Origin of the sequence: Pseudomonas endophytica, from assembly GCF_001411475.1 — a bacterium.
Lineage (GTDB): Bacteria > Pseudomonadota > Gammaproteobacteria > Pseudomonadales > Pseudomonadaceae > Aquipseudomonas > Aquipseudomonas endophytica.
Map to the genome: position 1 here is coordinate 1 of NZ_LLWH01000029.1, position 11,497 is coordinate 11,497.

Sequence of the window (11,497 nt, forward strand, 5' to 3'; positions counted from 1 at the left end):
GGCCCCGAACAGCAGGGCAGCACGCGGACGGCCGCAGAATGGGCGGTGCGCCTGCACGCGGGTGATTTGGACGCCGTGGCACAGACGCAACTCGATGAGTGGTTAGCCGCTGATGCGCGTCACTCCCCGGCATTGCAGTTCGCCGAGCAAACCTGGGCGGCGATGGGGGCGTTGGCGCTGGACCCCGAAATCGCCCAACCTGCCCCGCGCCGCCAGCGCGTGGAAGCTCCCCGGCCTAGTGTGGTTAGTCGTCGCAGACGAACGTTGCATTGGGTGGGGCGTGCCGCGGTGCTGTCACTGGTCTTAGCGGTGGGTTGGCTCAGCGGGCCGACGGTGCTGATCAACATGCAGGCCGACTACCGCACGGGCGCAGGTGAAATACGCACGGTCCAGCTCGACGATGGCAGCTCGGTGGAGCTGGATGCGTCAAGTGCCATTCGCATCGACTACGACACTTACGAACGCCGCATCAGCTTGCTCGCAGGCTCGGCGGTATTTGATGTCGCACCGATGGGCGAGGCTGAGGTCAGGCCGTTTGTGGTGCAAAGTGCCGGTGGGCAAACCAAGGCTCTAGGCACGCAGTTTGTGGTGGGCCGCCAAAGCAGCGATCAAGCGTGGGTTGGGGTGTTGCAACACAGCGTGGCCGTTAGCCTAAAAAAACCGCCCATGCACGGGCCTGTTCGCAAAATCCTGCAAGAGGGGCAAAGTGCGCGTTACAGCACGCTGAATGGCGTGGAGCCCCTGCCTGATTTTGATTTGAGCGCGGCCACCAGCTGGCGACGCGGCGTTTTAGTGTTTGATCGCCAGCCGTTGGCCCACGTGATCGAGCAACTCAACCGCTATCGGTCTGGGCAGATCGTACTGGCCAACTCAGCGTTGGCGCAGCGACAAGTCAGCGGCGTCTTTCGCCTCGAAATGCTCGACAACGCCTTGCAAACCCTGACCCAAGAATTGCAGGTAAAACACCTCGAACTGGCCGGCGTCAGCCTGATTTATTAAGTCTGAAATCGGTAGGAGCGAGCTTGCTAGCGATCTTTAAAAGATCAAAAGATCGCAGCTCATCGTATTGACCTGCTGCTGCGATTTTGTTCTTTTTGAAAATTATTCGCAAAAAGCGTTACTGAGTTTTCCTCGTGAGTACGTCTTGCTAGTGAGATTCATTCTCATAACAAATTTGCACGTCTGGGGAAAACAACAATGGTCGTTAGTCAGCGCAAAGGGGCACAGCCCGTCAGTCGGTTAGCCTTGGCTGTGCATGTCGCAATCTTGGCCGTGTTAGCGGTGCAAGCACCGGTACACGCTGCTGAAAAAGCCAACATCAGTCATCAGCAAGCATTCACCGCCTTCCACATCCCGGCGCAGCCGCTGGACAAGGCAGTGCTGGTGTTTGCCGAGCAGGCCGGGTTGCAAGTGCTGTTCGATAGCCAAAGGCTACAAGGGCTGAGGTCCATTGCACTGAATGGCGACTTCAGTGCGCAAGAGGGGTTGGCTCGTCTATTGGGCGGCAACCCGGTGGAGTACCGCTTCACCGGCGAGCGCCAAGTGACCCTGACCCGCGTCAGTGGCGAGGCGCAAGGCGCGCTGGCGCTGGGCACTACGTCGGTCACCGCCAGCGAAGGCAATGGCAACAGTGCGGACTGGGTGTATCAAACCCCCGACGCCGTGGCGGTCATCACCCGTGAGCAAATCAACAAGCGCGCCCCGCGGCACGCGGCAGACATGCTGGAAGAAACCCCAGGTGTGTACACCGCGGTGGATCAACGTGACCCAGGCTTATCGGTCAACATTCGCGGCCTTCAAGACTACGGGCGGGTCAACATGAACGTTGATGGCATGCGCCAGAACTTCAACGTTAACGGCCACCAGCATCGCAACGGCGTAATGCTGATCGACCCGGAAATGGTCTCCAGCATCGAAATCGACAAGGGCTCGCAGTCGATGATGGGCGGCGCAGGCGTCATGGGCGGTATCGCTACCTTCAAAACCCTCGAAGCCAGTGACTTTTTAAAAGACGGCAAAGAGTTCGGCGGGCGCATTCGTGCGGGCAGCGGTATCGGTGAAATGGGCAACGGCACCTATTTCAACGGAGGCGGAGTATTTGCGTTTGGCAACGAGGTGGGTGACGCCTTATTTGCGGTTAGCGAGCGGCACTTTGGTAACTACAAAAGTGGTCGTCAAAATGCCGGTAATTTAGGCACTCAAATTCGTCTCAAGAACACCAACCGCGAAGCTTGGAAAAGTTGGTTGAACGATGAAGTCGGTGATGCAGGCAGTGTGACGCGCTCGCAAATGGCCAAGTTCGGGCTCAACCTGCCCAACGATCAGCGCGTGCAACTCACTTACTTGAACACCGACAGCGACAGTAATGATTCATGGACCTACGGCCGAGACGATTTGAGCGGCTACGACTATGTACGCCACAGCAAAAACAACTTGAGTACCGCTAACTTCGCGGTGGATTACAGCTTCAACCCGGACAATGAACTGATTGATATCGAGGCCAAGCTGTATTACGTGGACACCCAACTGGATCGTGCTAACGCCCGTCATAACGCGACCGCCAATAACGCGTTTGATGGCTACACCGACCACTTTCGTACCGAGACGTGGGGCGCACAGGTTCAAAACACTTCACTGTTCAACTTTGATGCCTACGGCCAATTAACGTTGAACTATGGGCTTGAGCTGTATCAGGATCAGTTCTCGCCAAGCTCTAATAAAGTGCCCGCTGTCAACGAGCAGACCCTGCCTTATGTGCAAGGGGCGGATCCTTCCGGCAAGCGCACGATGGCCAGTTTGTTCAGTCATCTGGAATACGACTACAACGGTTGGTTGAACCTCAATGGTGGTCTGCGTTACGACCGTTATCGGCTGGAAGGTAAAACCGGCATGACGCTCTACGAGAAAAACGTAGTGCGTTATGAAAACGGTGTTGCGGTGATCAATACTGACCCGTCCAATCGCGTCGAGAGGACATACGACGTAGACAATGAGAGTGGTCAGTTTTCACCGACCTTTGGGATCGCCATCAAGCCTGGCGTGGACTGGCTGCAACTGTACTCACACGTGGGCAAAGGCTGGCGCCCACCGGCGGTGACTGAAGTGTTTATGACCGGGCGGCCCCATGGCGGCAACGCCCCTGAGCGGGTCTTTCCTAACCCGTTCCTTAAACCTGAAGAGTCCAAAGATTGGGAGGTGGGTTTCAATATCTTTAAAGAGTCGTTGTTCTTTGATAACGACCGTCTGGGCATGAAAGTGTCGTACTTTGATAACCGGATCAAGAACTTCTCGTTTATGCGTTACGGCGTTTACATCCCGGAAACCACCACCAGTAATTTTGGTGACTTGGCCTACGTCAATAACTTAAATGACACGCGTTTTCGCGGCGTTGAATACCAAGTTAATTATGATATGGGCCGCGCTTACGCCAACCTGAGTTACACCCATATGATCGGCAGCAACGATTTTTGCAGCAATGACTACTTCATGGGCGGTGCAAAAAAGTATGGGAAGAACCTTAAAACGTCACTGGAGCGTTATACCCGCCCGAATGGAACACAGGGTCTTCGTGTGGTCAGCGAGACTGAATGGCTCGACGATGAAAAACGAAACAACGATGTTGGCTGCGATAAGGTGATGGGCAACGCCGCTTATATGCCTGCCGACCGTGGCTCATTAACCCTCGGTGCGCGCTTCTTGGATCGACGTTTGGATACAGGCGTTCGTTTGCGTTATAGCCCAGGCAATGACAAAGACATCAACACTCACAACTATGCGAATCTCGATCAGGCGCTGTGGCCGGTTTACCGTGTGTATGACCTGTACGCAAGTTATTGGGCAACCGATGACTTAAACATTTCAGTGATCATGGAGAACGCAACTGACGAGGCTTACTTTGTTGCGATGGGCGATGCCAACAACTTGAGTTTGGCGCGCGGCCGAACCCTAAGCGGCATGCTCGAATATAAGTTTTAAGGCGCTATCAGTAGGAGCTTGCTCGCGATCTTTTGACGGTTTAAAGATCGCGAGCAATCGAGCGTCGAACGGCTCTTACCACAGGCAAGTAGCGCTAAGCGTTAGCGGCGAACCAACAACACACCCGATTCCATGTGGTGCGTCCACGGGAACTGGTCAAACACGGCGCAGCGCTCAATACGATGCGTGTCGTGCAGTTGGGCGATGTTCTCGGCCAGGGTCAGCGGGTTGCATGAGATGTACAGGATGTTGTCGAAGCGTCGCGTCAGTTCACAGGTGTCCCGGTCCATGCCGGCGCGCGGCGGGTCGACGAAGACACTGCCAAAGGCGTAGCTTTTCAGGTCAATCCCTTGCAAACGGCGGAACGGGCGGACTTCGTTCAGGGCTTCGGTCAGTTCTTCGGCCGACAGGCGCACCAGCTTGACGTTATCCACAGCGTTATCGCTGAGGTTGTTCAAGGCGGCATTCACTGAGGTTTTGCTGATTTCAGTGGCCAACACGTTACGCACGCGGGTTGCCAGCGGCAGGGTGAAGTTGCCGTTGCCGCAGTACAGCTCCAGCAAATCATCGGAACGCTCGCCCAATGCCTCGTATGCCCAATTGAGCATCTTCTGATTGACCGTGCCGTTTGGCTGGGTGAATGCGCCTTCAGGTTGTTGATAAGTGAAGGTGCGGCCCGCAATCTCAAGCTTCTCGACCACATAATCGCGACCAATCACGACACGCTTGCCTTTGGAGCGGCCAATCACGCTGACGTTAAGGTCTTTGGCCAACTGTTCGGCGGCGGTGTGCCAGTGCTCGTCCAGTGGGCGGTGATAGCACAATGTGACCATCGCATCACCGGCCAAGGTGGTTTGGAACTCCACTTGGAACAGTTTATGGCTCAGCGCTGAGCTGGCTTGCCATGCCGCCTTGAGCTGCGGCATCAATTGATTGATGCGCTGGCTGGCAATCGGGAACTCTTCGATCAGGATCGGCGTGCGCTTTTCGTCTTGAGCAAACATCGCGTAGTGCCGCTCACCGGCTTCTCGCCACAGACGGAATTCGGCGCGCAGGCGGAAGTGTTTCAGCGGTGAATCAAAAACCTGAGGCTCAGGCGCGTCGAACGGCGCTAAAAGCTCGCGCAGTCGCTGGGTCTTGGCCTCAAGTTCTAGGGCGTAGGTAGCAGAATCAAACGGCAAAGCACTCATGCGTTAAACCAACCCAGCTTGATCACAAAGAGAATCGACAGAATGATCAGCGGTGCATTCAGCTCGCGAACGCGGCCGGTCAGCAACTTGATCACCGTCCAGGAAATAAAGCCGAAGGCGATGCCGTTGGCAATGGAATAGGTGAACGGCATGGCCAGCGCGGTGATGACCACCGGGGCGGCAACGGTGACGTCGTCCCACTCGATTTCGGCCAGGCCGCTCATCATCAAGACCGCGACGAACATCAGCGCGGGCGCAGTAGCGAATGCCGGAACGCTGGCTGCCAGTGGCGAGAAGAACAAGGCCAGCAAGAACATGACACCGACCACGATGGCGGTCAGGCCCGTGCGGCCACCAGCGCTTACGCCGGCTGCCGACTCGATGTAGCTGGTGGTGGTCGAGGTGCCCAACAGCGAACCGGCCATGGCCGCGGTGCTGTCTGCGATCAGGGCGCGGCCCATTTTCGGCATGTGCCCGTCTTTGCCCATCAGACCGGCGCGCTTGGCGACGCCGATCAGGGTGCCCGAGTTGTCGAACAGGTCAACGAACAGGAAGGCAAAAATCACGCTGACCAAACCGATGTCCAGTGCGCCTTTGATGTCCAGTTGCAGGAAGGTCGGGGCCAGCGAAGGCGGCATCGACACCACGCCCCCAAATTCGGTGACACCCATTGCGATAGAGGCCACGGTCACTGCCAAAATGCCGATCAATACCGCACCGCGAATTCTCAGCGCTTCAAGGGCAACAATCAGAGCAAAGCCCAAGGATGCCAGCACCACTTTTGGCTGAGTCAGGTCGCCCATGCCTACCAGGGTCGCTTGGTTAGCCACCACGATACCGGCGTTACCCAGTGCGATCAGCGCCAAGAACAGACCAATACCGGCGGCAATGGCCGAGCGCAGTGGCAGCGGGATGCTGTTGATGATCCACTCGCGGATGCGAAAGATCGACAACAGGAAGAACAACACCGCAGAAATAAACACCGCGCCCAGCGCCACTTGCCAGGTATGGCCCAAGTGCAGCACGACGGTGTAGGTGAAGAAGGCGTTCAACCCCATGCCCGGCGCCAGTGCGATGGGGTAGTTGGCGATGATGCCCATGATCGCCGAGCCAATGGCGGCCGCCAGACAGGTCGCGACAAACACCGCGCCTTTGTCCATACCGGTTTCGCCGAGGATGCTCGGGTTAACGAAGAGGATGTAGGCCATCGCCAGGAAGGTGGTGATACCCGCAAGAATCTCGGTTCGCACATTGGTGTTATGTGCTCTGAGTTGAAACAGCCTTTCCAGCATGCCAGTCCCCATGGCGCCGCCGGCGCCGTGATTAAATCGTTTTCAACAGCAAAGCACAGACGGCTAAGGCCTGACGTTTTTCTGTCTGTCGGAAAAAGCCGCGCATCATACCAGCAGCTCGGACGTCTGGCTGCCTTGGTGACGGAACGGCGCGATGTTTTGTAACGTGGAGGGGACAGGCATACTGCGTGCCAGTTATCAGGGGGTTCCATGACGCACACCATCAACGCTTTATTCGCTTGCGCGTGTCTGTTTATAAGCGTCGGGTTAAGCGCCGCACCGGCGATGCCATTGAGCCACATCGAAATCCTCAAAGTGGTGTCTAGCACTGGTGCTGTAGAGGATGTGTCGGATGGGCGCGAGCAGACCAAAGCGCACCACGGTGGCCCGCATCTCAAGGTGTTTGTGCTAGAGCGTGGCTACGGCGGCCAGCCCACGGGGACGTTTGATGGCCAAGCGGTAAACGGTGGGCGCACCCCGGTTTGCAATAAAGGTGAGGGATTAGTGACCTGTGATGGTTCAGGGACCACAGTCGGTTACCTTTACACCTTCGATTTGGGTAACAAACAGGGCGGCTGGTTCCAGTTCAGTAACACTTCGCTGGTGGCGCCCTTCACCCGGCTGGCTGCGCAGCTTTATATACGGTAGGTCGCGCTCGATTGCCTCGCGATCTTTTGATCTTTAAAAGATCGCAGCCCTCGGCAGCTCCTACAGGGGGGGCGTCAATGTTTTTAGTCTTCAACCAAACGGTCGCGTTTGGCCAACCCTGGGAATAGCTTTATCCACAGGCCAGCAATGAATAGCGTGCCGACCCCGCCCAACACCACCGCAGGTACAGTGCCCAGCCAGTGGGCTGTAACCCCGGATTCAAACTCACCCAGTTGATTGGATGCGCCGATAAACAGCCCGTTGACGGCACTGACCCGGCCACGCATTTCGTCTGGGGTTTCCAGTTGCACAAAGGAGGCGCGAATAACCATGCTGATCATGTCGGCGGCGCCCAGTACCACCAACACCGCCATCGAAAACCAAAACGAGGTCGACAATCCGAAAGCAATGGTCGCGACCCCAAATACACCCACGGCGGTGAACATGGTGCGCCCCACCTTGCGCTCAAACGGGAACCGCGCCAGCCACAATGACATCAGCAGTGCGCCGACCGCGGGCGCTGAGCGCAGCATGCCCAAGCCCCACGGGCCGGTGAGCAGAATGTCTTTGGCAAAGACCGGCAACAGCGCGGTCGCACCGCCTAGCAACACGGCGAACAGGTCCAACGAAATAGCGCCGAGGATGTCCGGGCGGCTGCGGATAAAGCGAATCCCGGCCAGCAGCGAGTCCATCGTGGCTTTGCCTTTATTCAGCGCCAGTTGACGCGCTGGCAGGTTGCTCATTAACAGTGCAGCAATCAGGTAAAGCGCCACGCTGGGGCCGTACACCCAGACGCTGCCAAACGCATACAGCAAACCGCCAAACGCCGGCGCAACGATGGTTGCCGACTGCTGAGCGGCCTGCGCCGCTGCCACGGCGCGAGGAAATAACGCCACGGGCACAATCGAGGGCAACAGGGCTTGAGTGGTGGGCATTTCGAAGGAGCGGGCGGCACCCAATAAAAAGGCCAGGATGAAGATCATTTCACGGGTGATATGGCCGTTGATGCTGCTAATTGCCAGCGTCAGGGCAATCATCGCTTGCAGCGACTGACAGAGTGCGGCCACCCGGCGACGATCATAGCGGTCGGCCACATGCCCGGTGTGCAACATAAACAGCACCCGTGGCGCGAACTCGATCAGCCCCACCCATCCCAAGTCCATCACGTTACCGGTGAGCTGGTAGAGGTTCCAGCCAATGGCAACGGTCAGCATCTGAAAGGCGCTGGCGGTGAAGATGCGGGCAAACCAGAAGGCCACAAAAGGCCGATGATGGCGTAACAGAAGGGGTTGGTTAGACATTGACTGGTCGTGGCAGAGGTCGGGATGGTCGAGATTATCACTTTTCTGTAACAAAGAATGACTCGTCTGTATCCATTCTTAAAACAGCTGTGTAGTCGCCCAAAGATTGGTTTCTGAGCTTCAAACGTGTTGGTTTTGGCTGTCTATTTCGAGGCCTGGGACAACCTGTCACGCGACAACCAACCACATTAGCCACTTCCCAAGAATGGACTACTCTTTCAGCAATGTTTGATCCAGGTCAAAACTCATAGGGCTTTAACTTGGAATGAACACCCAGCTGCAACCCCCTAACGCAGTGGTTAAGCGAGCGAAAGCAGATTCGCAATGGCCATTACGCGGGGCTGTTGGGCACCGGCGCCCTGCCAGTGCCCTGACAACCTGATACCTGATAGAGGAAGACATATGTTCGGTTTGGAGGCCCTCGATCTCGCCCGAATTCAGTTCGCGTTTACCGTCTCGTTCCACATTCTGTTTCCAGCCATCACCATCGGTCTTGCCAGTTATCTCATGGTGCTCGAAGGTATGTGGCTGAAAACCCGTGACGATACCTACCGCGATCTGTACCACTTTTGGTCGAAGATCTTTGCAGTCAACTTTGGGATGGGTGTGGTATCTGGTCTGGTCATGGCGTATCAGTTCGGTACTAACTGGTCGCGCTTCTCTGACTTCGCAGGGGCGGTTACTGGGCCACTGCTGACGTACGAAGTCCTCACCGCCTTCTTTTTGGAGGCGGGTTTTCTGGGCGTCATGCTCTTTGGTTGGAACCGTGTCGGGCGCGGCATGCACTTCTTCTCCACCATCATGGTGGCGGCCGGTACGCTCATGTCGACCTTCTGGATTTTGGCATCCAACAGCTGGATGCAAACCCCACAGGGCTTCGAAATCATTGATGGTCGTGTGATCCCGGTTGATTGGTTGGCGGTGATCTTCAACCCCTCGTTCCCGTACCGCTTGGCGCACATGGCCACCGCAGCCTTTGTGGCCACCGCGTTCTTTGTCGGGGCTTCTGCCGCTTGGCATCTATTGCGAGGGCGCAACACGCCTGCCATTCGCCGGATGTTCTCGATGGCCATGTGGATGGCCTTGGTGGTTGCGCCGATTCAAGCCTTTATCGGTGACGCTCACGGTTTGAACACGCTGAAGTATCAGCCGGTCAAAATCGCCGCGATTGAAGGCCACTGGGAAAACGTCCCCGGCCAGCCTTCACCGCTGATCCTGTTCGGCATTCCCAACATGAAAACCGAAACCACGGATTACAAGATTCAAGTGCCGTACTTGGGCAGTTTGATCCTGACCCATAGCTTGGATAAACAAATCCCGGCGATGAAGGACTTCCCGGCGGCGGACCGCCCCAACTCCACCATCGTGTTCTTTACGTTCCGCATCATGGTGGCCTTGGGCATCTTGATGATCTTTATCGGTCTGTGGAGCCTGTGGCTGCGCAAACGCGGCACGCTGTATGAAAATCGCTCGTTCTTGCATCTTGTGCTGTGGATGGGGCCGTCCGGGTTGATTGCGATTTTGGCGGGCTGGTTTACCACTGAGGTGGGGCGTCAACCGTGGGTGGTCTACGGGTTATTACGTACCGCAGACGCCTCGTCTAATCACAGCTTTACGCAAATGAGCATCACCCTAATTCTGTTTGTACTGGTGTACTTCTCGCTGTTTGGGGTCGGTATTGGCTATATGTTGCGCTTGGTACGCAAAGGTCCGATTGCCCACGAGGGTGATGATCAACCTAGCGGTGGCCCTGGCCAACATCGTACGCCTGCCCGTCCTTTATCGGCTGCTGTTGAAAGCACCGATAAGGGTTACAGCGACAGCCTGAAGAAGGGGAACTGAGTCATGGGTATTGATCTGCCACTTATCTGGGCAATCATCATTATCTTCGGGGTCATGATGTATGTCGTCATGGATGGCTTCGACCTAGGGATCGGTATTCTCTTCCCCTTTATCAAAGGCGAGAAAGACCGTGATGTGATGATGAACACCGTTGCGCCTGTCTGGGACGGCAATGAAACTTGGCTGGTACTGGGCGGTGCGGCGTTGTTTGGCGCGTTTCCGCTGGCTTACTCAGTGGTGCTGTCGGCGCTGTATCTGCCGCTGATCCTGATGCTGGTCGGAGGGTATCCCGGTGGTCAACCGTGAGTTTGCTGGTGGCGGGTTGGACTGGTTGTCACCGTTTAGTTTGTTCTGCGGGCTCGGGCTGATCGTGGCTTATGCCTTGCTCGGTTGCACTTGGCTGATCATGAAAACCGAAGGCCCTTTGCAAACGCGCATGCATAATCTTGGCCGACCATTGGCCGGGGCGTTGCTGGTGGTGATGGGTATTGTCAGCCTGTGGACGCCGTTGGCACACCCGGATATTGCCGAGCGCTGGTTCACTTTGCCTAACCTGTTCTGGTTCTTGCCGGTGCCGATTCTGGTACTGGTCACCCTGTATGGTTTGTTCAAGGCGATTGCCCGCAACGCGCATTACACGCCGTTTCTGTTGACCTTGGTGCTGATCTTCTTGGGTTACAGCGGTTTGGGGATCAGTTTGTGGCCAAACATCATCCCACCGTCGATTTCGATCTGGGAGGCTGCCGCACCGCCGCAAAGCCAAGGCTTTATGCTGGTGGGTACGTTGTTCATCATCCCGTTCATCTTGGGTTACACGTATTGGAGCTACTACGTGTTCCGCGGCAAAGTGACCCACGAAGACGGTTACCACTAGATGTAAATGCCGCTGCGCCCCAACGGGCGCAGCCTTTTCTACAGAGGAGTGCCTGACCATGGCCGGCAAAGATTATTTAAACGATGTGCAAGAGTGCGAGAAGAAACCCTTGTGGCAGCGCATTGGCTGGATGTTGCTGATCTGGACCGCCAGTGTGGCGAGCCTAGGGCTGTTTGCCATGCTGATCCGCATGTTTATGACCGCAGCGGGCATGAAAAGCCACTGATCTACCTTCGGAGCGAGCGTGCCTCGCGATTTCTTGTGGGTTTAAAAGATCGCAGGCTGCGCCAGCTCCTACGAAAATGGACTGCCCCCAAAAAGTTGGACACATATCCAACTTTTTGGGGTTTCAACATGAGCAAGTACACAGCGCAA

The 11,497-nt window shown here is 56.3% G+C and carries 8 protein-coding genes and 1 pseudogene; 6 read left to right on the plus strand and 3 right to left on the minus strand.

Going from position 1 to position 11,497, the window contains the following annotated elements:
• Both AQS70_RS03610 and AQS70_RS03615 read left to right on the plus strand, forming a co-directional pair.
• Positions 1 to 999 (plus strand): FecR family protein (locus tag AQS70_RS03610; RefSeq protein WP_156354988.1); only part of this gene is annotated, 999 nt, incomplete at its 5' end.
• A 198-nt stretch (positions 1,000 to 1,197) separates the two neighbouring features.
• The gene (locus tag AQS70_RS03615; protein ID WP_055101558.1) at positions 1,198 to 3,975 is read left to right on the plus strand and encodes a TonB-dependent receptor; all 2,778 of its coding nucleotides are present in this window, start codon (positions 1,198 to 1,200) and stop codon (positions 3,973 to 3,975) included.
• A gap of 101 nt (positions 3,976 to 4,076) precedes the next feature.
• Here the strand turns inward: AQS70_RS03615 and trmA are convergent, their stop codons facing one another.
• Positions 4,077 to 5,165 carry a tRNA (uridine(54)-C5)-methyltransferase TrmA gene (trmA, locus tag AQS70_RS03620; protein ID WP_055101559.1) on the minus strand — a complete coding sequence of 363 codons (1,089 nt, stop codon included), beginning with the start codon at positions 5,163 to 5,165 and terminating at the stop codon, positions 4,077 to 4,079.
• Complete coding sequence (locus AQS70_RS03625) at positions 5,162 to 6,457, minus strand: NCS2 family permease (RefSeq protein ID WP_055101560.1); 1,296 nt, start codon at positions 6,455 to 6,457, stop codon at positions 5,162 to 5,164. Before AQS70_RS03625 ends, trmA begins: the two co-directional genes overlap by 4 nt.
• A 210-nt stretch (positions 6,458 to 6,667) precedes the next feature.
• Between AQS70_RS03625 and AQS70_RS03630 the strand changes: the two genes are divergently transcribed.
• The gene (locus tag AQS70_RS03630; RefSeq protein WP_055101561.1) at positions 6,668 to 7,105 is read left to right on the plus strand and encodes a DUF4879 domain-containing protein; all 438 of its coding nucleotides are present in this window, start codon (positions 6,668 to 6,670) and stop codon (positions 7,103 to 7,105) included.
• An 83-nt stretch (positions 7,106 to 7,188) separates the two neighbouring features.
• On the opposite strand, the gene AQS70_RS03635 is transcribed toward AQS70_RS03630, so the two are convergent.
• Positions 7,189 to 8,406, minus strand: coding sequence for an MFS transporter (locus AQS70_RS03635; protein WP_055101562.1), 1,218 nt, complete (start codon positions 8,404 to 8,406; stop codon positions 7,189 to 7,191).
• Positions 8,407 to 8,808: 402 nt separating this feature from the next.
• Between AQS70_RS03635 and AQS70_RS03640 the strand changes: the two genes are divergently transcribed.
• The 3 genes and pseudogenes from AQS70_RS03640 to AQS70_RS03650 all read left to right on the plus strand — a co-directional run bounded on the left by AQS70_RS03640 (position 8,809) and on the right by AQS70_RS03650 (position 11,348).
• The gene (locus tag AQS70_RS03640; RefSeq protein WP_055101563.1) at positions 8,809 to 10,248 is read left to right on the plus strand and encodes a cytochrome ubiquinol oxidase subunit I; all 1,440 of its coding nucleotides are present in this window, start codon (positions 8,809 to 8,811) and stop codon (positions 10,246 to 10,248) included.
• Positions 10,249 to 10,251: 3 nt separating this feature from the next.
• Positions 10,252 to 11,122 (plus strand): annotated as a pseudogene (locus AQS70_RS03645) (cytochrome d ubiquinol oxidase subunit II).
• Positions 11,123 to 11,180: 58 nt separating this feature from the next.
• Positions 11,181 to 11,348: a DUF2474 domain-containing protein gene (locus AQS70_RS03650; protein WP_055101564.1), complete on the plus strand. Its 168-nt coding sequence runs from the start codon at positions 11,181 to 11,183 to the stop codon at positions 11,346 to 11,348.
• Positions 11,349 to 11,497 lie beyond the last annotated feature (149 nt).